The sequence below is a fragment of the Candidatus Williamhamiltonella endosymbiont of Tuberolachnus salignus genome, assembly GCF_964019775.1.
Classification (GTDB): Bacteria; Pseudomonadota; Gammaproteobacteria; order Enterobacterales; family Enterobacteriaceae; genus Hamiltonella; species Hamiltonella defendens.
Genome location: NZ_OZ026471.1, coordinates 1,931,301 through 1,951,923, shown reverse-complemented (window position 1 = coordinate 1,951,923; position 20,623 = coordinate 1,931,301). Strand labels below are relative to the sequence as shown.

The following is a 20,623-nucleotide window of genomic DNA, read 5'->3' as shown; positions in this document are numbered from 1 at the left end:
CTCTATTCGTCTTAACCAACGAGTCAGGATATCGGTACCCATATGAAACCTCTTTGCGGTTTCTCTGATACTCAGTCCCTCTTGCTCTCAAATACTCAGGATTTTTTTACTTAAATCAAGTGAATAACTCATATTAAATTTATTCTGATTGTTTTTTACATTGTAACTAAAATTAAAGCTTTTAGCTATACCAGTGTTTAATCAATGACGCCCCTATTTCTGCAATCTGCTTATTTCGCTCATCCATAGTCGCCTGAGTCTCCGTTAAGTAAATCACAACGATGCGCGAGGGTTTTCCATCAGCTCCCAGCGCCGCTATGATACCGCGAGAACCGTGATTACCCGCGCCGGTTTTATCGGCGATAAACCAGTTGGCAGGAAGTACCGAACGCAAAAGTGGGCCACCAACTTTGTTCATCACCATCCAGGTCTGTAACTGCTGTCGTGATTTGGCGGAAAGTATCTTACCGGTTAATAGGTTGTGTAGCGTCTGTGCCATGATTTTAGGCGTAGTAGTATCACGTTCGTCGCCCGGCAGGGCTTGGTTCAACTCCGTCTCCCAGCGATCGAGGCGGGTAACCTGGTCACCCGTTTTTTGCAAAAACGAAGTAAGTCCCTTAGGTCCTCCAATCGTAGATAGAAGCAGATTGGCCGCAGTGTTATCGCTCACAGTTATGGCGGCACTGCATAGTTCGGCTACGGTCATACCGTCTGCAAGATGTTGTTTAGTCATAGGAGAGTACTTAACCAAATCACTCTGGCGGTACTTTATGCGACGATCGAGCTGCTCTAGCCCGGCGTCAACACGTGATAATACCGCGCCACACAGCAGAACTTTAAACGTGCTCATCATCGGAAAACGTTCTTCAGGGCGATAAGTATTTAGGATCTGACCGTTGGCGAGATCGAGTTCTACATAACCCACTCGCGCATTAAGCTGTCTTTCAGACTCTTTTACTTTATCTATAGTCGCCTGATGTGCCAAAGCTGGCAGGGAAAAGGCAGCAAAAATGGAAATAAGGGTTAAACGAAAAGATTTCATACTGTTTCCTTGGAGACAAAATATTAAAAATAAATCATTAAAAACAAATAGATAATTTTTTTTGATTAAAATAGGCAAGAAAATACAATAAAATGGAACAAAACGCCACATTTTAAGTGTTATTTAACAATCGCTTAGTCTTTATTATGACCTGTAGTTTTGCTTAAAATAGGGAAAAGATTGTTGTCTTTAATGTTTTTTTGAAAACCCGTTGCTGCATAATTTTGTCAAACAGTCAGGCTTGGCAAACAAAAAAAATTTAATTATTCAAAAATTCAGATCACACTGATCAATTTGATTGACGCTTTAAGTTGTTTTTGTAAGATAAGTTTTATTGACGTGAGCAAAATTTTCGATACCCAACCAGTCTTCATCACTTCTGAGCCCTACAAAAAACGTGATCATCAAAATATCTTACAGTTTGTGCAGTTTGTTGCGGATCTGATGAGGGGGATCTGGGAGATTTGAAAAATACGCGAGGAGATTTGGTAGTATTCAAATAGTCTCTTTAAAAAATAGGGGCTTCTCTACACTCTATTCTCATTACATTTTCAAGAGCTTTATGGCTCGATTAATAGAAAAGTAGATATTCATATGCTTTTATCTTCACAGCGTTGTTCGGTTACAGCTTAGGTAGCCTGTTATGTCGATCCTATGACTTTTAGGCATGCCAAACACGGTGAATGAATCTGATATTCCCACAGGCGAGCATGATGAAACTCAAATTTTCGTGCATGAAGTCGGTTTCGACGGTCAAAGGTAAGCTTTTCCTGCCAGTTTTGTTTGTAAAAACCCTGAGAATAAGACGTCTTTTTCAACCCCCTTCAGCCAGCCTGTGGAGTACTTGTGAATTCAAGACCCCAAAACACATAAAGAGCCAAAAATCTTATGTCAGCTTAATTTTGATGCAGGCCCGACCCACGGCGACCTCTTGCTCAGGTGCGACAAGAAAAATTGCTTGAACTGCTGGAGGTTCAAATTCGTTCGGAGCCGTTGACTGCTGTGGGTTTTTGCCATTTATTTAGTCCATAAATTTTGGATTTTAAATAATATGGATCATTTTCCTGAAACTCATTGCTGGCGTTGGCCTAAATATAAATTCGAACGCCTAAAAAACCTGCAAACAGTTCTAGCAAAAAACAGCTGCTTTTTATCCGTTTTTTTGTCTGCGTTTGCTATTTATGCACTAGCAGGTACTATAGCGCGGCATTAAAAGGTTAGTGCTTAATGATGAAAATACACAATTAATAGATGATGGAATTAATAACCATGAAAAATACCACAACACCTACGTTACAGGGATATGATATAAGAGAATATTTAGGGATAGTGACTGGTGAAGCTATTCTTGGAGCTAATATCTTTAAAGATCTTTTTGCTGGTATTAGGGACTTTGTTGGTGGCCGTTCTAACGCTTACGAAAAAGAACTAATAAAAGCAAGAAAAATTGCATTTAACGAAATGAATAGCACAGCAGAATCTCTTGGTGCCAATGCTGTCGTCGGTATTAATATTGACTATGAAGTTGTCGGTACGAGTAACAGCATGCTTATGGTATCGATTTATGGTACTGCTGTAAAAATTTTCAGCTTGTGATTCTTTATAATCAACTCAAAAATTGTTTTTAGATCTTATTATGGGATTTTAATGAACGATAGAAAAGAAGTTAGCACCAATGTTCACGTTTGCCGGCTGTTTAGCGTCTAGTAGCTGTGTCGCATTAACTGCTTTTGGCTAATGTGATAATATTGAATAATTTTTATCCTGTGGTGCCCACCTATGTCTCTGACTAGAAAGGCCTTGAAACATTTACATTATCCGACCCTGAGTCTTGTAAACCTGAAAGAATTGAGCGATGAGATATCCATCATCATGGTCAGCATCATTTTTTCATTAACCCCTAAAATTTTAGGCATGATGTTAATGTGTGTACCTGTGGTAATTTCTCCTGACTCAAGTGATTGAACAGGTTCAGAACCCAGGGTGGTGTTATCTGTTCTGACAGAGGTTTTTCGCAAAGTAAGTCGTCTGTTTTCCAATTTGCATACCAGTAGTGGCTAAATTCGTGGTCATATAATAGTAGAGTGTCTTGACATCGGAAACCTTCACTTGCTCAGACAAGGCCTGAAATAAAAATTGAGAACCCGCCAATTGTGCTGCCCTGCCCGTGGCCGTCTGCAAAATTTTAAAGTCGCCATTGGCTAAATTCGATCCGTCATGAAACGCATTCGTCAAATGAAGATCGTGAAAATAAGCCCACACACAGTCAATGCCTAACTGGTAAAAGGTTTCTGTTGCACGGTGTACATCATTACTTTAAGCAAGACGTGTTTCGACAGCTTCGCATTTTCATCTCTCAGGTAATCACCAATCCTGTTGACCAATTCTGGGACATCCGTGACTACCACGATGCCTGACTTTTGATTGAGGCTGATCCCCCACGCTGGGCGTTAACACGCTCTCGGCGGTTTTTTGGATATCGCCATGGAGGTTATTCGCCATTTTTGTTTCTTGAGAGGTACGTGGGCCGATTTTGTCGCATTAATATAAATTCATCCATGACCAACCACAAAATAAAGTGTTTTCTTAGAAAAAAACCATAATATAGTGTGTTTATAGCAATTTAAAAATCCTTAATGCGACAGAACTACTAGAAATTAAAATAAATTATAATAATAACTTATAATTATTATCACTAAAATTAAATCGTTGAGGCATAAGTAAAAGCATGAGAACAATATTTTTAATGATCAATAGGATAAAAAGTCAAACTTAAAAAAGTTGCACCCAGAAAAAGCTTTAATTTTATTTTTAGAAAAAGTATTTTTTAATTTCAATAATTTAACTATTTCACTTTGTTAAGTGAGCCATTGCTCAGACCTTGCATATGCATTAACTCTTGGTGAGAGATCACCAAAACAACTGTCTTCTATTTGATAAAAGGAGATTAGCTAGCACGGAAAACTTTTTTGATGAAAGCAAATGAGCCAGCTGATATATTTCAAGTGTTGCTTTGCTTTTTTTTGCGACTTTATTTAGCCAGTCCGTGATCTCGTTTTCCAAGTCCGAAATCTCATTTGCCAGTTTCGCAATCTCATTTGCCAAGCTTTGCCTCTCTTTATCAAACCCATGTTCTAAGCCCCAAATCGTATCTAGCAAGCCCGAAAGCACATTTTGATAATCCGCAATCTCATCATGTTCAATATCATGGGGGGGGGCTAATTCAGTTAGCTGAGATATTTCGAGCGCTCCTTTGTTTTCTCTTTCGACTTTATTTAGCCAATCCGCAATCTCATCATGTTCAATATAAGGGGGTTTATTTAACATAGACAATAAAGGTAGAGCGACTGTCGAAACGTCGTTATTCTTTAACGACTCAATTAATTAACGACTCAATTAATTCACCAGCCAATCTTGCTTTTGTTTTATTACAATCAATACTGTCGATGGTCTTCAGAAGACTGCCCCTTTCATTATTCATATTACTGAGGTACTGATTCAATAAATCAACATTCCATTTAGGGGGTATACCCAGAACTAAAATACCCCGAGAATTTTGGGCTTCAGGGGGATTGGAATAACCGAGCCTAATCTCGTTTACATTGACTTTGCCCAGATCTGCTTCAATGAATAGAGGGAGCAAACATTGTTTTAATTTGGCTTCGCTCAGATTAATCCAACCCATCTTAATCGATCTGAGGTCCACATCGGTCAGATCCACTTCGCTTAAATTCGTTTGATGCATTTTGGCGCCATGCAGCTTTGCTCTCGTCATGTTGGAATATCTTAGATCCGTATTCGTCAGATCGACATTTATCAGATTTGCTCCGATCAGATCCAAACCTTTCAGATCGGAACCCGACAAATCCGCACCCGTCAAATCCGCATCACACAACTTTGCACACATCAGATTCGAATTTGTTAAGTTAGCACCACACAGCTTCACACCGCTCAAATCCGTATAGCTGAGATTGATACCTTGCAGGTTCATATTCTCTAAGTTGGCTTTACGTAAATTAAGGGGCACTTCCCAATGCCATTCGTGTTTTAATAGTTGTTTTAAGGCACTGTCTTTTTGTTTTTTTAAATTTTCTATCTCGTCAAGGCTGGCGTCATAAGGTAAGGTTTTTTGCAAAATAATGAATTTAAGACTCATCTCTTTACAAGATTTTAAATAATATTTTAAAAGTCGTTCAATTTTTTTAAATCGATTACTACTATTCTGATTTTCTAAAGATGACTTCATATGTCACTTACCTTGATGAAAACTTTACGATTCTGGCGCATTGAAAAAAATTTATTCTAACCAAACCAGAATATAATGTGATTATAGAGATGTAAAAACGCTTAATGCGACAGAACCATTTAATGTCCCTTACTAAAACAAATTGAACCTTGATATCTGGGCATGAGAAAAATATACTCCAGTGACATCACCAGTGAGCAATTTGAGCAAATACATCCTCTTGCTTGAACAAGCCCGCAAACGAACTGCCCTGCGCAAATAGACCTTTAGTTCAGGGCTCTCCCATTAAAAATCCTGCATTAATATAGAGTCGAGAAATAAAGAGTTGAGTTCCGGTGATGTTTTGTACATCCCAAAGGAATTTCACCATGGAGCCGCCATGAGTTACTGCCTGAATTTCTGGACAGACAACAGTCTACGCATGATAAGGAACTGGACTGAGTCACAGATCAAAATCATCGAGGCATTGAGTATGCCCCTCGCCCGATTTACTCCTGCGTGACGACCCACCGAAATTCCGCCTCAAGATATGACCGCTCTCCAAGGCATGATGAGCCAATTTTTACTCCAAAAAAGAGAACATCTGGAAACCTGGTTTGCTCAGGAGATGTTCCAAACTTCCTGTGAGTTACCGAAGGCGCCTTTGGCAGAGGTTTACGCCCCTTCACAGGTTCAAACTTTATTGCAACAGGGAAATCAATTACACCGGTTAATATTCACGGTGCGTGCATTTATCTTCGTTTCACAGAATCCCGTTCTCACTCATGCCATAGCATAGCTTTGGCTGACATCAAAATGAGAAGGATTTTTATAAATACCACTTAGTAGTTGATTTTGATTTACATATGAGCAAGCCTTTATTGACTCTAATTTAAAATCGTATTGAAAACAGTTTTTAAAGCTATTTCCTGGTTTCTTCAGGGAGAAAAGAAAGATTAACTCAGTTTAATGCACAGGAATGTCTGGCGGGGGTGTACTGGCTATCTTTCGAAGATGGTGATATTCCATGTTGACCTGATTTCTCAGCCCTTTAGGTCCCATCTCATTGAGTTCAACCAGGGAATAGCGCTGAATGATTTTTTGAAGAAGGGCTTGTTTTGCCGTCTGTTCGTCCAGTTTGGCCATACGTCGGGCGAGCTTGCGTTTTTTATTCATGGCATGCCGGGATTTTCGATATTCAAACGCGCGCTTAATGTGTTGCTCTTTGGCTCGACGACGCGCTTCCCCTAAGGTAATGGACTCTTCTCCTTTCTCCATCAGACCTTTGTTAATCCAGCCCATTTGCTGATGTTGGGCTTTCTCTAACTTTTCTGACGACACATCAAATAATAAAAAGAATAACGGGGTGAGCGTAATGAGTTTGGGAATATAGCTTTCCATAATTCTATCCCAGACCTTTTCGCAGTCCACAAAACCCATGGGCTCGAGAAAATCGGTGAGTAAACGGGAAGCTCGGGTGATCGATTTATTGCCCGCGTCTGAGACCGTCGACAAACCACATTCATCGGACAGTTGTTCCACCGACGCCATCACTAAACCGGACGCAATATTAAAATGGTAGAGCATCGCTAACGCCATTGCCCTCAGGGCACGCGCACGATGTTCATTAAGACGACGGGAACGAGTGGGGATAGTCCCCTGCAAGATATACAGCAATTCACTCCGAGCCACATCTTTCTCAGACGCACACTGCATCGCATAACGGATGAAGGCCGGACGCTGCTTCTCACTGGAAGGCGGGGTAAAAACGGGACAGGCATTAAAAACGTAACTTTTTCTAGTCACCCAACCCTGCACTTATGGCCGGATTAAAAAAGTCTTGATTAAGATTGAACACTTGCTATAATCCTTATTGGCAGCTGAGCCAGATGTCGGCCCCCTGAATCCTGAATCCTGTTTTAACCAGCCAAAGTTACTCACGGGAACAGGGGGTTTAATTTTTTTGGCCTTCGCCACACCCCAGACGTCATTACCGGGACGCCCTACCGAAAAAATTCTTTTTAAAAAAATCTTACTTTCAAAAATATCACGATCGCTACAAAGAGATCAAGCTCAGTAACAATTCACAAAAAAACCATTGTCTTTAAGAAAACCCCCCGCCTCTATTGAGATAGGCTGATTCACTTCATATTGGTGAGGTCGAATTTTTTTACTTTGAGTCTATGTATCGGTAAATATCGAACTTCAGATAAACAATGTCATTGCCGAAAAAAAATTGATCTAGACTTTTACTTTTTTCGTGACTGACTTTGTCTAGTGACTGGATATGAACCGAAATAGATAAAAACCATTTTAGTGAATGAAAAAGGTTTGATCGTGCGATTAGGACGCCCTATCTGTAAAGCGCCGTATTGTGATGCTGATTGAGATACGATTGACATGAGATTTAGAAGGTGGGTTGACAATCGGTTGTTCTGGAGACTCTTTTACGGATTACAGAAAAAAATCACAATCGACTATACGTGAATAGACAGTACAACGGTGTTAATACACCGTCACGGTTCCGGCAGTCTTAAAAAAGGCGCTCAATCGATAGGCAGAGGAGTAAAAGGCATAAGCACTAAAATTCATGTTGGCCTTTGGCACCCTGCTAAGAAGTACCTATTTATCGGAAGGTTAAAGACGAATATAGAGTATTTCCTCAGATATGGGCAGTAAAACTGGAACAAGTTGAAAGACGTGATATCAGACAAGGGATCTGACTTGAGTGAAATGAAAAACCTGATTCGTCAAAGTCGATAAGGGACCGTTATTCGCTGCTCTGCTCGATCTGTTTGTCCTGTCCTTCCTGAAGAGAAGAAGGAAAAAAAACCCCGCTCTGCTATTGAGCGTTTTTTTTGGCAAAATGCAAAATAAACAAAAAAACACAAAAGGCGTGATTTATGCTTTCATAAGCTTTATGTCACCTTCTTTTATTTCTTCACCATCGCTTGTCTTTAGGTCCTTAATTTACTTTGTTAACAGTGCCATAGATCTTTCGGATTAATGCTTAGATTTTTATCCTCAGCATAAAGCATAAGTAATGCTGGCAGACAAATTTCCTTCATCGTAGGGAAAGGTTTTAGGGAGAAAAATTTCTTTAACCCCAAAATGTTTGAACTGTTCGAGTTCAAAAGCTCGGAGTGTCGTGTGATTGATGAGCCACATGACACCTGGTTGGCGAGTGAGCATTATGATAATCCATTTATTTTTTTGTAATTATTTACTGCATCGGAAATTTGACCATCAAAAACGACTTCTCCACGGTAAAAAACGAGACCACGTTGACAAAGACTGTTCAGTGTATGAAAGTCATGTGAGGCCAAAACCAAAATATCTGCTTGGTCGATCAGATGAGCAATTCTTTGTTTAGCTTTAGACATAAATTTTGCATCACCCGCACCAATTATTTCATCCAGTAACAAAATATTGCCCCCAACCGAAGTGGAAATAGAAAAAGCAAGGCGTACCTGCATACCTGCAGAATAGGTTTTTATCGGGTAATCAATAAATTCGCCTAGATCAGCAAATTCAATTATTTTTTCGGCGTGTTCATGCATAAAGCTGGGCGACAACCCAAGTAGTAAACCTCGGTACAATATATTTTCTCGCCCAGTGGCATCTTGCTCAAATCCCAAACTCAAATCAAACAGAGAACGCACCTCACCTTCTACTTTCAGTTCACCACTGGAAATCGGGTATAGCCCGGCAACAGTCCGTAAAAATGTACTTTTGCCGGCACCATTATGCCCTAATAGCCCGATACGCTCCCCTCCTCGAATGTCTACATTGATATTTTTAAGTGCATGAACATCTTTGACATCATTGGTGAGCTTTCTCTTTTTAAAGCAATTTACCACTAACGATTTCAAGGAGCGTTCCTTAAATACCAATGCGGCATAATGCAAATTGACGTCTCGTAAACATATTGTTGGCTGTTTCATAAGTAGAAAATGACCCGTTTTTCAAATTTTCTACCGACAAGCCAAGCCAAAAAAGCAAACACACAGGCGGGTATTAGAGCGTAGCCATAGTTGGCAGCAGTAGGCCATTTCCCCTCTAGCAGAGGAGCACGAACAATTTGTAAAATATGGTAAACAGGGTTGAAGTCGATCAATAAATCTAATCCCCCGCCTCGAAACATCTTAGCTTGAAAATAAACGGGCGACATGAACCACAAAGCTTGCATGATAAGACCCATCACATGGGGTAAATCCCGAAAACGAGCACCAATATAAGCCAGCAATGTTGCAAATGGCCAAGTAATTAATACGAGGATAGGGAAAATACTCAAAACGGCCAACCAGTGCCACCCTATATGCTCTGGAAAAACCACGGCGGCCCAAACGAAGAGTGCAATGATAGCGAAGGCAAGGATCATTAATCCCACCAGAACAGTACGTAAAGTGTAGATTGCCAATGGGTGCCTACATTGCTTAATGTAGGCTTCCGCTTGCACAAACGATAAAGCTCCTCCCGTCACGCTAGTAAGGATATAATCCCAGATAATCACTCCGGAAAAAATATAGGGTGCATAAGTACCAATATCACTATGGAACAGTTTGCTGAAAACGAAAGACATTAACAACGTTAAGCCTAAAGGCTGTATTATTGCCCATGCCATACCAAAAAAGGAGCGGCGCCAACGAGATCTCAGGTCAGAAAATACTAAATGGATCCAGAAAAAACGAGAGCGCCAAATTTTCACCCAATAATCATTAGACATCACGGAACGGTTCATAGTTAATACAACCTGTTTTTAAAATGCATTTCTTTATTTCGCTCGCTACTTTAGATGATAAAAAGCACGTATTTGGTTGAAAATAGACTCGACATCTTCTCTCAAAAGTGCAGGATAACTGGGTAAATTGATACCTCGTGATCCCAGAGATTCTGGCACAGTGAAGTGGCGAGTGGATTTACAGTGAGGGAAAATATGCGCTTCTTTGTTAATAAACGTTTTTAATCATTATGTCTTGATTTTTCTGTAATGTCATGATGAATGATAAAAATGTCTTCTGTACGGTTTACTTTTAAGATTATGATAAGGCTTCGATGAAGTAAGTTTGCGTCAATTTTACGTTAAATTTTAAATAATAAATCTGTAAAAAAAGTTTTTTATTTTAAAATAAAAAAGAATCATAAATACAAATATTGAAATATTTAAGCGGTAAGGTACGTGTGAAAAATTTTTTTAAAGTATTTTGGCTAAAAAAACGCGCCATGGGGGGATGATCCCAACAATTTCCCCGGCTGTTTTATCTGATACTGCCACAGATGTGGTCGATAAGATAAGCGACTATAATGACTCCCCTGGTCTGAATGAAAGAGGACATTTTTCGGTCTTCCCCGTGATTCGCAAGCTAACATGAGTGCCTGTTGAGTCAGTTGACTGTCGGGAGAAGTGGAAAAAGCCCCCCCCCCCAGGATTTTTCTTGCATATAAGTCGAGTACAACCGCGAGATAAAGCCAGCAAGTACCGGACCAAATGTCAGTAACATCGCCACACCCCACCTGATTGGGAGCCTTGACGGTAAACTCACGATTCAAGTGTTCAGGAGCATAAACGGCTTCTTTACCACTGCGTTGATAACGAGGCTGGCGTGGCTTGCTTTCAATGCCTGCCTCACGCATCATGCTCTCCTTCCTGCTTCAGCGCGGCCGATAACGTGCGGGACCCTGCCGCGCCCCGGCTATTTCTGTGTCATTCCATCAGCCGTATTTTCAGGCGTTCACGTTCAGGGGTGCCTTTTTTCTGCCGATGACATTGATAATAGTCAGTACTTCGATTGAGGCCAAAGACATCACATCATTCTGTTTTAGGGTAATCCTCACTTCAGTCATTAATCAGGCTTATCGATTGTAAAAGTCTGACATTAAGAGAGCTGAAGCCTTTTTGAGGATATCTTTCTCCCGTTCAACCTTGCGGAGTCTGGCTTCCAGCTCTTGAATCCGTTGTTGGTCTGCTGTCATTGTTTTACCCTGGGAAATAGTTTGTCCTCTTTTTTCGCTCATTGACCGCTTCACCCCATCACGGAGGGCGCTGATACTCACACCCATGGCTTCACTGCCTTGACGAAACGGGTAATTTTGTTCGATAACCAGATGGGCTACTTCGCGTTTCAATTCTGCTTTAAATGTTGGCTGAGACATTTTCTTGTACTTCCTTTGTTCAGTAACGCTTTCGGGATTAATTTACTGGCTGAATTCATTAAGACAGAACAGTTCTGGTTCATCCCTTATCTGGAAAGCCTATCGTGTTGCCCTTCATCGCCTTGACCCCAAGGCATAGGTATCTACACATCTTTATGGATATCTGCTATTAGGTTGTAGCATGATCTGAACTTACCTATTGGCGGGATTGATGCCCGCCTCAAAACCGAAGCGGAAAGACAAGAACACGGGCCGGCGAGTGAAAGTACAGCCAGACGTAGCTCTGACGCTCAGACTGGTTGCGGTTCGCCTTACCGATACTGACGGTAATTTTATCGGACGCTGGACGCGGCTCACAAACGTAAGCCGAGAGAGCATCAGCGCAGAAGTCGCTCGCTGGTATTACTGGCGCTGGAGTATCGACTCCTTTTTGAAGCTGCTCAAAGGGGCTGGACATGACGTAGAAAAATGGCGTCAGCTTAGTGCTGGAGCTGTGCTACGCAGGTTATTGATAGCCAGTATGGCATGTGTACTGGTATGGAGACGACAACGCTCTGAAGGCAACGACAATGTAGCCGCCCGTCAGTTAATTTGTCGATTATCCGGACGGCAACAAAAACGAGGACGAATAGAAAGCGCTCCAGCTCTGCTCGCAGGACTATTCATCTTACTCAATACCTTGACTTTATTAGCAGAATAGACCCCTGAAGAACTTGCTCATTTCGCGATGGCGGTTCTTAACCCTACATGATGTGTAGATAACTATGCGACATAAGGCAGGAGGGGAATGATAAACTGTTCGGCAGTCATTATATCCTGTCAGGCGGTGCGGGAGAAGATATCTTGCAAGGCGGTACGGGCAACGATGATCTGAGGGGGGGCAGGGGGATGATGTTTACCGATTTGCTCTGGGTGACGGGCACGATACCCTGATTGAGGAGGGAGGCCATGACATTCTGGATTTGACGGACTCAAAAGAGATCACTCGAGAGAAGATATGGCTTCAAAAAGAGGGTCCTGATTTAAAAATTGGGGTTGATGCTCCCTTTTCTGGTGACAGTGTGACGATAAGAGATTATTACAATCCTGACATGGCCCGTGATCTGAAAGTAGACACCCTACAGGTGGCGGGGTATCAATTAACAGGCGATCATATTGAGAGACTGAGGTAGGCCATGGCGTCTTTTCCTCTCACTGAAGGGGTGTCGTCGTCCCTTGGGCCAGAGACTCATCGAAAGTGGGCGCAGTTCTGGACGGTGATACCTGAAGTGAGCTCGCGTTAGGAACATTCATCTTGTGGCGTCGATAGAAGATAGACATCCACCCCCGCAATCGTCCGGCGCTACCTGACGCGGCCTCTATAGACTTGCCTCTTTCATTAGCAATGTCTGTGCAATGATATTTTTTTCACTCTAAAATTGTATTAGTTCATACTTATTATTTCATACTTAATACTTAATACTTAATACTTAATAAATAAGTATTAAGTATTAAGTATTTAGATTGATAACTATTTTAGGTTGTAATAAAGGTAGCGCCGCTAAAAAAACAACTGCAATAAATATCGCCGTTGGATTAGCATTGCGTGGAGAAGAGATTTGCATGTCATCGTCGATGTTGCTGGAGGAAGAAATAGTCGAGAGCTTATCACGGGGAGTACAGTGGCTCATCAAATCATTGCGCCTCATCAATGTTCCCAACTTGATTTAGATACATTAATAGAATTACAGCAACAATTGCAAAGTATTCGTGATTTAAACCCAGAAATTAAAGCCTATTGTTATCAAAGCATGGCGACCAATAATCCTGTTTTACGTGAAAAAGAACGGGCTGAATTTCTTGATTTTGTAAAAGAATTCAAAGAGCTTGTTCCTCTCAATTCCGTGGCACATTATCGTAAAGTTTACAGGGATGTCATGACAGAAGGAAAATCTGTATTAGAGTCTTCTAACGAGAATGCCAAATATGAAGTATTGAGTTTGCTTGAGGAGGTTTTTAAATCATGCTGAAAAAACCTAAACAACGTAATGAACTCACCTCAGAAGAAGCAGATTTATTAGCTAATAGGCTTGCAGATAGACCTTATGGAGAAGAAAAAAAAGGACAGGGATCTGAAAATGAGATGGCGAGAACTACCATATCACTTTCTCAGAGTCTATTGCGAGAAATTGAAGATAAAGCCTTATTTAACAAACGTTTAGGAATTAAACCAAAGAATGTCAGCGCCATCATTAGAGAGGCGCTGAATAAATGTTTTTATTAAATTAATCAGATTTTTGACTGAAGGATTTCGCTTTTTTAGATCCTGTTTTTTTCAGATGATCTGAAAATATTCACTGGGAGTCATTGAGAAGAGATGAATCTTTTTTCGTTATGTGATGAATAGACGCCCGTCAGTTTTTTGGCCCTGCGTTCCTGTTTGGATGTGAGATTGGTTCTAACATTCAAGTAACGAGACAAACCCGGCGTAAAAAAAGTGTTCAGGTTGACAGAGTGGCCGTATTTAACTGATGAAAAATGTTTAAAGTAGTCAATCTGCTTTCAACCCTAATTTGGGTTTAATTATCTTCGCGCAATGACCTATTAAGACCTTTTTTGCAGCTTTAAAAGATGAAGAACGGATGCTTGTAATATCTTTTTCCCAAAGTGGGTTTGACGGCACATAATATCCTGCATCTTTTGCGTGCTGTACGAGATTTTTTAATTCATCAACGTTTTTTATTACGCAGATTTTATCAAACTTTCCTAGAGTCTCAGGCAGAACAAAAGCAGCAGGGAAGTTTGCTTTCATATCAGTCGCAGGGCTACCTGTGTCGCTGTTATGGTGAACAACCTTTTCACCGTTACCAACCAGGTGCTGATTAATATCACTGATCATGTCACGGATACGTAAGGAGGCATTACCAATCTCTTCGTCTTCGGGTGCATAAAATGTATCAGGATCTGAATACAGCTCTTTAAGAGGCTCTGAAAGGTCTTTGATGTATTGCTTGACTCTTTTTCTAAAAATACTATGTGAGACGTCTTTCACCGGTAAAATATCCTGAAAACCAAAATCCGTTACTGAAGGAGCAATCATAAAAAGATCATAATCAGCTGTCAGTGGTTTTTTATTGTCTCCTATTGGAGCGAGTACTTCAATCGGTTTGCCTTTATACTTGACCTCATATACTCCGGGCTCTTTATCAGAAGGATCCAGAACAAATTTATGCACCTTATTATTCGAAGTTTTGGCCTTTAATTTAACTAAGCCATTAGATTCATATTTTATATCGAAGACAATATTTTTTTGTTTAAGCAACTCAAGCCGATTTTTTGTTATCTTTAACTGTACTTTCTGGGCATCTCCTCCAGACAGACAATTTTGTACCTCCTTATTAAATTTACTCACTTTCTCTGGCTGATCTGCCAGCTTACTTAATTCTTGATTGACACAGATAAAAGCTGTTTGGGGGCCCCAATTCGCACTTTTGCCTTTGATCTTAAATCCCTTAGTCGGATAACCATCTCTTATCAGATCTGTTGCCATCAGATCAACAGGGCGAATGCCAATAATACAATTTTTCTGTTGAGCTAAAGTTTGCAATCTAATGAGATGCTCTGGTAAAACGCCTACGCCTTTTTTCTCACAGAGCTTTTTAATCTTTTTAAAATACAAATTGTTATCAGCACCTATACTTTTTTCATTTTTTGATAACGAATTAGTATTGATATTTATCGCACGTCTCAAATTTTGAATATTACTTTGCTTATGACATTTTTTGATTGTTTGAAAAAACTTCAAATTTGAAGTTGAGTTTTTTTTTATATATGTAGAAGGATTTATAAGATTTTTAATTCCCATTTAATTTCCCTTTATTTAATATAATATAATATAATATAATATATTCAAAATTTCTTGTGATTCTGTTAAAATAGACGGCACTATTTGATTGATAAAAATTTAATTTTTTATTAATTTTAAATTCTATTTAAATCGATTTTTGATTAATTTAAATTTTATTTTTACTAAATACTACTTTTTTTATATTTAAATTCAATTCAATGTATTACATGTTTGGTTTTGAAAAAGAGATTTGTTTTGATTGTTATTTTAATAAAAGATCTTTATTAATAACCTTTTGTTCTATAAATTTTTTAAAAAAATTTACTTATATTCTTTGCTATTTGTAAGTGAAGAAGCGATTTTTCACCTCCAATCATTAGGCTTTGTATTGATTTTTTATTTATGTATAAAGTTATTTAATTTAAAAAATTTAATAATTGATAGTTTATTTTAAATAAAAATTTTTTTGTTATAGCTAACAGGCCTTAGTGAAATAGCCCAGATTTTTAAATTTAATTTGTGTCTATTAAATTTAATTTATAATAATTTATTTTATTGAATTTATTTTTAAATTTTAAGATTTTTTAATTCAAAATATTTTACAAATTCCAATTCAAATAAACGTAAAATAAAGTTTATAAATATAATTTTTTATGTAAATTTATAATAAATATATTCCTCCCTCTCTCCAAAATGCTTTTTAGTGACATAGTAAAAATGTCACATCCCGTAAGGTAGTATGGTGTGCTTTTGAAGAGTTCAGGTTTGAGTTTGTACCATTCCTGCATAGACTGGAATGGCGTCTTGCTACCCAATTCCGTGGGTTTTGGCCATTTATTGAGTCCATAAATTTTGGATTTTAACTTAATATGGGTCTTTTTCGTACAGAAGATTTCATTATGTCACGAGTTTTTGCCTACTGCCGGGTCTCCACTCTGGAACAAACCACCGAAAATCAGCGCCGGGAAATCGAAGTCGCTGGTTTTAACGTCAGACCTCAGAGACTGATAAAAGAACATATCAGCGGCTCAGTTACTGCCAGTGAACGACCCGGTTTCACCCGGTTGCTTGATCGCATGGAAAATGGCGATGTACTGATTGTCACAAAACTGGATCGTCTTGGACGTAACGCGATGGATATCAGGAAAACGGTGGAGCAACTAGCCGCATCAGACATTCGGGTACATTGCCTGGCGTTGGGAGGCGTTGATTTAACGAGCCTCGCTGGAAAAATGACGATGCAGGTGATTTCAGCGGTTGCTGAATTTAAGCGCGATCTACTTCTTGGGGTCTGAGGCTCAGTGGAACGAAAACTCACGTTAAGCAATTTTTTCTTCCTCTGACGTTGCTTTTAATGGCCTCAGATGCCCTCTGATCACCCGTTCTGCCAGCGTGAAGAAATAATGGCCGAGCATATTGATATGTCTGTGGCAAAGCGGTGAGAGGCGTGCAATATCGGCCTGGAACCCCTAATAAGGTCAAATGTTCCAGCTCTGACCCGACACAGGCTGAACTGGATAAAAGCAAACTACCTGCGGGCTGAAACTATCACCAGTGCGAATGCCAGACTGGTTGATTTTCAGGCAACACTGCCACTGGCCCGGGTCTGTGGTGGCGGTGAAGTGGCGTCTGCAGACGGAATGCGCTTTGTTACGCCGGTCAGAACAATCAATGCCGGACCCCAACCGTAAATACTTTGGCCATAACAGAGGGATCACCTGGTACAAATTTATGTCCGATCAGTATTCCGGTTTTCATGGCATCGTTATACCAGGGACAATGAGGGACTCTATCTTTGTGCTGGAAGGCCTTCTGGAACAGGAGACAGGGCTGAATCCCAGCGAAATTATGACCGATACCCCGCGCTGGGGCCAGCGATCTTGTCTTTGGCCTTTTCTGGCTGCTCCGATACCCGTTTTCCCCGCGTCTGGCTGATGCCGGTGCTTCGGTTTTCTGGCGCCTGGACAATGACGCCGATTATGCTGTGCTGAATGATATTGCCAGAGGGCAATCAGATCCCCGAAAAATAGTCCTTCAGTGGGACGAAATGATGCGGGCTGCAGGCTCCCTGAAGCTGGGCAAATTACAGGCTTCCGTGCTGGTCCGTTCATTACTGAAAAGTGAACGCCCCTCCGGACTGACTCAGGCAATCATTGAAGTGGGACGCATTAACAAAACGTTGTATCTGCTTAATTATATTGATGATGAAGATTACCGCAGGCGCATTCTGACCCAACTTAACCGGGGAGAAAGCCGCCATGCCGTTGCCAGAGCTATCTGCCACGGACAGAAAGGTGAGATAAGAAAGCGATATACCGACGGTCAGGAAGATCAACTGGGAGCACTGGGGCTTGTTACTAACGCCGTCGTATTATGGAACACTATTTATATTCAGGCTGCACTGGATCATCTCAGGGCACACGGTGAAACCCTGAATGATGAAGATATCGCACTCCTCTCACCGCGCTTTGCCACGGACATATCAAATATGCGCGGCCATTATTCCTTCACGCTGGCAGAACGGGTGACCAGAGGGCATCTGAGGCCATTAAAAGCAACGTCAGAGGAAGAAAAAATTGCTTAACGTGAGTTTTCGTTCCACTGAGCCTCAGACCTCGTATATGAAATATAATAAGTTTTTCGACATGTTGGTTTTTAAATCACAGTATTTAGGTTTTTAAATCACAGAAACGAGCCAATCAAGTGCTGCTAACACCTGACCGGCTCTGACCAACAACCCTAGACACTAGATAGGATTAAGGCTATGGCAGATCATACAATTAATCAGAGAGTAAGCAAATTGAGAACGTTACGTCCCCGTAAAGATGAGTTAGAATTTTTTATTGCTGATGAGGTCGAGCTTTCGAGTTTCAGGGATGAGATGGCAAGCATGGAACCCCCTTTTTTTGCCTTGAAAGGCGGAGATACCAAGGTTAGAAAATACAAAAATGGGAATGTAACCGTTATTGTTAAGGCTACGGCTGATGGATTAGCCACTGTTTTTGATAAAGATGTCTGGATTTATAGTATATCAAAACTACAGGAAGCGATTAATAATCATCAAGAAATAAGTAGAACAATTTGTTTTACGCCTTATGATTTTTTTGTAACCACGAATAGAACAATTAGTGGTAGAACTTATCAAGAATTAGAAAGGGCTTTAGATAGGTTAAAGGGAACAACAATTAAGACCAATGTTTTTTATTCAGAAGAAAAGCAGGAAAGTATTGGCTTTGGTCTTATTGATAGTTGGCGAATTCTTGATGAAAAGAAAGGTAATCTTGATATTGGTATGATTGAGATAACGTTACCTGATTCGCTTTATCAGGCATTGCATAAAAAGAAAATGCTGAAAATCAGTCCCGACTATTTCCGTATCAGAAAAGCAATAGACAGGCGACTTTATGAAATAGCGCGTAAGCATTGTGGTCATCAGGGAGAGTTTACGATAGCCCTTGAAAAACTGCATTTAAAAACGGGCAGCACCGCCTTGTATCACCAACAGGTCAGACGGTTTAGTCTGAGGGGAAATCCCACCACCGGGGACTGAAAAAAACACTGTCAGCGCTTCTTTGACCCAATCGGGGAAAACACGAAAAAGAGACAGGAATTCTTCAGCGGCTCTGTGCCAATGATGAATCGCTTCCACCCGTAGTGACCAGTTTCGTTGACCTAATGAGGCATACCCATTAAAAGATTGATGCACTAATTGACATTTTCCGTGACGCCTTTGAATGAGTTGGCTCTCGAGGGGTTTTTCTATGACCAGTTTTTCTAGCTCTTCAGGCGAAACCGGATTGATAAAATCAGATATCGCTTTTTTTAAAAAGACAGGCTGTTTCTGCCAGTGGTGTTGTAAAAACTCTTCCCAGTTGATGATGAGATACATTTACTACATTCTCCCTGTTGATGATCAAAATGAATAAAATACCTTCCGGCTTTATTGAAGGAAGAGTATATCATTAAAAATGATGATATTAGAGAAGAAAATGATTTACTTTTCTTATTGTTAGCGTGCCAGAAAAACAGGAATGGCGTGATTAAGCAAAACCAGACATTTCAGAAGATCAAAAATCAGTCAATTTTAAAGTAGGGTTGACAACATCAGAGAAGTTGTCGAAGAGGTTTCCTAAGATGATGCAGATTGTTGGCTCCTTTGCTGAATTTGAACGCACCATGCTTCGTGAACGGACACGGAACGGACTTGCAGCGGCACGCCAGGACGGTCGTGTTGGTGGACGACGCCCCAAATTAACGCCCCCGCAGCAAAAAAAATTGTCTCTCTCGTCACATCGAGGCAGAAAAAAGGCGCTGATACAGACCGCCTGTTCCGTGTTTAACCTTCGACCGTGGTACGGCTTCTCGCCAGACACCGGGTGATTGAGATCAGAAAGACATAAATCTATGCGGGGGACTTACAGCAGTTTGCAACGCATGCTCGAGACTACCTCACAGGCGCTGGAACACAACGACAGGGTCTGTCAGAACTTGAGCAATCAGGTGAACGGATTATACGAGCAGGTAGAACGCTTGAGCAGCGATCTGAGCCGGTTAATGCGCTCGTGAAACAGCATGAGCAGCAGTTACGGCAGGAAAAGCAGTAGGCGCGCTACTATGGTCCTTCGATGTAAGGTTTGAACAAACGTATTTCTGAGGTTTCAGTATGCTGATTATTGGTGTACTATGTACATCAATAATTAACAGGAGACAGCCGTGAGTCATGCGATTGAGTTTATCGAGACAACGATGTTCACCCGTCAGATAAAACAGATCGCCACGGATGATGAACTCAAAGAGCTTCAGAAAGAGCTTATCGAATCACCGGATAAAGGGGATCTCATCCAGAAAACGGGCGGCCTACGAAAAATCAGGATGGCGACGGGAAATCAGGGAAAAAGCGGCAGTGTGCGGGTGATTTACTTCCTTGCCACATCCGAGGTAATTTATCTGGTGATGGCCTACCCGAAAAGCACCAAAGACAGCCTCACTGATGCAGAAAAAGCGGAACTGAGGAAACTGACCCAGCGACTGAAAGACGAGGTGTAAAATGAGTTTTTTTGACGAGCTGAAAGCCTCTCTGGAAGAGGCCATTGAAATCAAAAACGAAACCAAAGAGCCTGCCCGTGTTACCTGCTACGCACTGGCTGATGTGAAGGCTATCAGGGAAAATCTGAATGTTACCCAAAGCGAAATGGCGAAAGTACTGGGAACCAGTCTGGCCACCATCAAGAGCTGGGAAACAGGACGCCGTAACCCGACCGGACTGGCGGCAAAAGTGCTGGCCACCATTCAGGCTAACCCGAAATTCTTTGATGAACTGGCGGCGCATTAAGCTGATGTGACAGAAGAAATTCGACAGGCGAGGCCGTTCGCGTGT

Annotated in this window: 26 protein-coding genes and 3 pseudogenes; 16 read left to right on the top strand and 13 right to left on the bottom strand. The window is 40.9% G+C overall.

The window, feature by feature from the left end; genetic code table 11:
- Nucleotides 1-181: 181 nt before the first annotated feature.
- Nucleotides 182-1,042, bottom strand: a complete 861-nt coding sequence (gene bla, locus AACL23_RS09710) for a class A beta-lactamase (protein WP_339051412.1) — start codon at nucleotides 1,040-1,042, stop codon at nucleotides 182-184.
- A gap of 1,269 nt (nucleotides 1,043-2,311) precedes the next feature.
- Here bla and AACL23_RS09705 point away from each other — a divergent pair.
- Both AACL23_RS09705 and AACL23_RS09700 read left to right on the top strand, forming a co-directional pair.
- Complete coding sequence (locus AACL23_RS09705) at nucleotides 2,312-2,638, top strand: heavy metal-binding domain-containing protein (RefSeq protein ID WP_015873522.1); 327 nt, start codon at nucleotides 2,312-2,314, stop codon at nucleotides 2,636-2,638.
- Between the two features lie 183 nt (nucleotides 2,639-2,821).
- The gene (locus tag AACL23_RS09700) at nucleotides 2,822-3,007 is read left to right on the top strand and encodes a hypothetical protein (RefSeq protein WP_339051410.1); all 186 of its coding nucleotides are present in this window, start codon (nucleotides 2,822-2,824) and stop codon (nucleotides 3,005-3,007) included.
- A 24-nt stretch (nucleotides 3,008-3,031) separates the two neighbouring features.
- Here the strand turns inward: AACL23_RS09700 and AACL23_RS09695 are convergent, their stop codons facing one another.
- The 4 genes from AACL23_RS09695 to AACL23_RS09680 all read right to left on the bottom strand — a co-directional run bounded on the left by AACL23_RS09695 (nucleotide 3,032) and on the right by AACL23_RS09680 (nucleotide 5,198).
- Nucleotides 3,032-3,304: a hypothetical protein gene (locus tag AACL23_RS09695; RefSeq protein ID WP_339051408.1), complete on the bottom strand. Its 273-nt coding sequence runs from the start codon at nucleotides 3,302-3,304 to the stop codon at nucleotides 3,032-3,034.
- Nucleotides 3,305-3,406: 102 nt separating this feature from the next.
- Nucleotides 3,407-3,544 carry a hypothetical protein gene (locus tag AACL23_RS09690; RefSeq protein ID WP_158530939.1) on the bottom strand — a complete coding sequence of 46 codons (138 nt, stop codon included), beginning with the start codon at nucleotides 3,542-3,544 and terminating at the stop codon, nucleotides 3,407-3,409.
- Between the two features lie 408 nt (nucleotides 3,545-3,952).
- Complete coding sequence (locus tag AACL23_RS09685) at nucleotides 3,953-4,369, bottom strand: hypothetical protein (RefSeq protein ID WP_339051405.1); 417 nt, start codon at nucleotides 4,367-4,369, stop codon at nucleotides 3,953-3,955.
- A 49-nt stretch (nucleotides 4,370-4,418) separates the two neighbouring features.
- Nucleotides 4,419-5,198 (bottom strand): pentapeptide repeat-containing protein, encoded by a 780-nt coding sequence (locus AACL23_RS09680; protein ID WP_339051403.1) that lies wholly within the window; start codon nucleotides 5,196-5,198, stop codon nucleotides 4,419-4,421.
- A 469-nt stretch (nucleotides 5,199-5,667) separates the two neighbouring features.
- Between AACL23_RS09680 and AACL23_RS09675 the strand changes: the two genes are divergently transcribed.
- Nucleotides 5,668-5,790 carry a hypothetical protein gene (locus AACL23_RS09675; RefSeq protein WP_267892421.1) on the top strand — a complete coding sequence of 41 codons (123 nt, stop codon included), beginning with the start codon at nucleotides 5,668-5,670 and terminating at the stop codon, nucleotides 5,788-5,790.
- A gap of 27 nt (nucleotides 5,791-5,817) precedes the next feature.
- Nucleotides 5,818-6,066 carry a hypothetical protein gene (locus tag AACL23_RS09670; protein WP_234811068.1) on the top strand — a complete coding sequence of 83 codons (249 nt, stop codon included), beginning with the start codon at nucleotides 5,818-5,820 and terminating at the stop codon, nucleotides 6,064-6,066.
- A 167-nt stretch (nucleotides 6,067-6,233) separates the two neighbouring features.
- Here the strand turns inward: AACL23_RS09670 and repA are convergent, their stop codons facing one another.
- The 6 genes from repA to AACL23_RS09640 all read right to left on the bottom strand — a co-directional run bounded on the left by repA (nucleotide 6,234) and on the right by AACL23_RS09640 (nucleotide 11,420).
- Complete coding sequence (gene repA / locus AACL23_RS09665) at nucleotides 6,234-7,073, bottom strand: plasmid replication initiator RepA (RefSeq protein ID WP_339051399.1); 840 nt, start codon at nucleotides 7,071-7,073, stop codon at nucleotides 6,234-6,236.
- 1,218 nt (nucleotides 7,074-8,291) lie between these two features.
- Nucleotides 8,292-8,459: a hypothetical protein gene (locus tag AACL23_RS09660; RefSeq protein ID WP_158530938.1), complete on the bottom strand. Its 168-nt coding sequence runs from the start codon at nucleotides 8,457-8,459 to the stop codon at nucleotides 8,292-8,294.
- Nucleotides 8,459-9,139, bottom strand: coding sequence for an ABC transporter ATP-binding protein (locus tag AACL23_RS09655; protein WP_234817505.1), 681 nt, complete (start codon nucleotides 9,137-9,139; stop codon nucleotides 8,459-8,461). Before AACL23_RS09655 ends, AACL23_RS09660 begins: the two co-directional genes overlap by 1 nt.
- A 68-nt stretch (nucleotides 9,140-9,207) precedes the next feature.
- Nucleotides 9,208-10,008, bottom strand: coding sequence for an ABC transporter permease (locus AACL23_RS09650; RefSeq protein WP_234817504.1), 801 nt, complete (start codon nucleotides 10,006-10,008; stop codon nucleotides 9,208-9,210).
- Nucleotides 10,009-10,475: 467 nt separating this feature from the next.
- Nucleotides 10,476-10,904 (bottom strand): DDE-type integrase/transposase/recombinase, encoded by a 429-nt coding sequence (locus AACL23_RS09645; protein ID WP_339051395.1) that lies wholly within the window; start codon nucleotides 10,902-10,904, stop codon nucleotides 10,476-10,478.
- A 216-nt stretch (nucleotides 10,905-11,120) separates the two neighbouring features.
- Nucleotides 11,121-11,420 (bottom strand): hypothetical protein, encoded by a 300-nt coding sequence (locus AACL23_RS09640; protein WP_234817503.1) that lies wholly within the window; start codon nucleotides 11,418-11,420, stop codon nucleotides 11,121-11,123.
- 211 nt (nucleotides 11,421-11,631) lie between these two features.
- Between AACL23_RS09640 and AACL23_RS09635 the strand changes: the two genes are divergently transcribed.
- The 5 genes from AACL23_RS09635 to AACL23_RS09615 all read left to right on the top strand — a co-directional run bounded on the left by AACL23_RS09635 (nucleotide 11,632) and on the right by AACL23_RS09615 (nucleotide 13,683).
- Nucleotides 11,632-12,120 (top strand): transposase, encoded by a 489-nt coding sequence (locus AACL23_RS09635; RefSeq protein WP_339051392.1) that lies wholly within the window; start codon nucleotides 11,632-11,634, stop codon nucleotides 12,118-12,120.
- A 143-nt stretch (nucleotides 12,121-12,263) separates the two neighbouring features.
- The gene (locus tag AACL23_RS10340) at nucleotides 12,264-12,353 is read left to right on the top strand and encodes a hypothetical protein (protein WP_422389638.1); all 90 of its coding nucleotides are present in this window, start codon (nucleotides 12,264-12,266) and stop codon (nucleotides 12,351-12,353) included.
- Nucleotides 12,354-12,382: 29 nt separating this feature from the next.
- Entirely contained in the window at nucleotides 12,383-12,592 is a 210-nt protein-coding gene (locus AACL23_RS09625) for a hypothetical protein (protein ID WP_339051388.1), read from the top strand.
- A gap of 426 nt (nucleotides 12,593-13,018) precedes the next feature.
- Nucleotides 13,019-13,429 carry a phosphonate ABC transporter ATPase gene (locus tag AACL23_RS09620; protein ID WP_235661141.1) on the top strand — a complete coding sequence of 137 codons (411 nt, stop codon included), beginning with the start codon at nucleotides 13,019-13,021 and terminating at the stop codon, nucleotides 13,427-13,429.
- Complete coding sequence (locus tag AACL23_RS09615; protein WP_171967139.1) at nucleotides 13,423-13,683, top strand: hypothetical protein; 261 nt, start codon at nucleotides 13,423-13,425, stop codon at nucleotides 13,681-13,683. The genes AACL23_RS09620 and AACL23_RS09615 overlap by 7 nt, the downstream gene beginning before the upstream one ends.
- A 267-nt stretch (nucleotides 13,684-13,950) precedes the next feature.
- Here AACL23_RS09615 and AACL23_RS09610 read toward each other — a convergent pair whose 3' ends face one another.
- Nucleotides 13,951-15,264: an anthrax toxin-like adenylyl cyclase domain-containing protein gene (locus AACL23_RS09610; protein ID WP_339051385.1), complete on the bottom strand. Its 1,314-nt coding sequence runs from the start codon at nucleotides 15,262-15,264 to the stop codon at nucleotides 13,951-13,953.
- 881 nt (nucleotides 15,265-16,145) lie between these two features.
- Here AACL23_RS09610 and AACL23_RS09605 point away from each other — a divergent pair.
- The 3 genes and pseudogenes from AACL23_RS09605 to trfA form a co-directional block, all read left to right on the top strand.
- Nucleotides 16,146-16,532 (top strand): annotated as a pseudogene (locus AACL23_RS09605) (recombinase family protein); the annotation flags it as partial.
- Nucleotides 16,533-16,688: 156 nt separating this feature from the next.
- Nucleotides 16,689-17,830: pseudogene (locus AACL23_RS09600) on the top strand (Tn3 family transposase); the annotation flags it as partial.
- A 180-nt stretch (nucleotides 17,831-18,010) separates the two neighbouring features.
- Nucleotides 18,011-18,796, top strand: a complete 786-nt coding sequence (gene trfA, locus AACL23_RS09595; RefSeq protein ID WP_339051383.1) for a replication initiator protein A — start codon at nucleotides 18,011-18,013, stop codon at nucleotides 18,794-18,796.
- Here the strand turns inward: trfA and AACL23_RS09590 are convergent.
- Nucleotides 18,716-19,135, bottom strand: coding sequence for a cupin domain-containing protein (locus tag AACL23_RS09590; protein ID WP_234817500.1), 420 nt, complete (start codon nucleotides 19,133-19,135; stop codon nucleotides 18,716-18,718). The genes trfA and AACL23_RS09590 overlap by 81 nt on opposite strands.
- 260 nt (nucleotides 19,136-19,395) lie before the next feature.
- Here AACL23_RS09590 and AACL23_RS09585 point away from each other — a divergent pair.
- From AACL23_RS09585 to nadS, 4 genes and pseudogenes are all read left to right on the top strand, one after another.
- A pseudogene (locus tag AACL23_RS09585) lies at nucleotides 19,396-19,586 on the top strand (recombinase family protein); the annotation flags it as partial.
- A 94-nt stretch (nucleotides 19,587-19,680) separates the two neighbouring features.
- Nucleotides 19,681-19,812, top strand: a complete 132-nt coding sequence (locus AACL23_RS09580; protein ID WP_148121474.1) for an MbeD/MobD family mobilization/exclusion protein — start codon at nucleotides 19,681-19,683, stop codon at nucleotides 19,810-19,812.
- A 147-nt stretch (nucleotides 19,813-19,959) separates the two neighbouring features.
- Nucleotides 19,960-20,292 (top strand): type II toxin-antitoxin system RelE/ParE family toxin, encoded by a 333-nt coding sequence (locus tag AACL23_RS09575; RefSeq protein ID WP_015873600.1) that lies wholly within the window; start codon nucleotides 19,960-19,962, stop codon nucleotides 20,290-20,292.
- Nucleotide 20,293: 1 nt separating this feature from the next.
- Nucleotides 20,294-20,578 carry a NadS family protein gene (gene nadS, locus AACL23_RS09570; RefSeq protein WP_015873599.1) on the top strand — a complete coding sequence of 95 codons (285 nt, stop codon included), beginning with the start codon at nucleotides 20,294-20,296 and terminating at the stop codon, nucleotides 20,576-20,578.
- Nucleotides 20,579-20,623 lie beyond the last annotated feature (45 nt).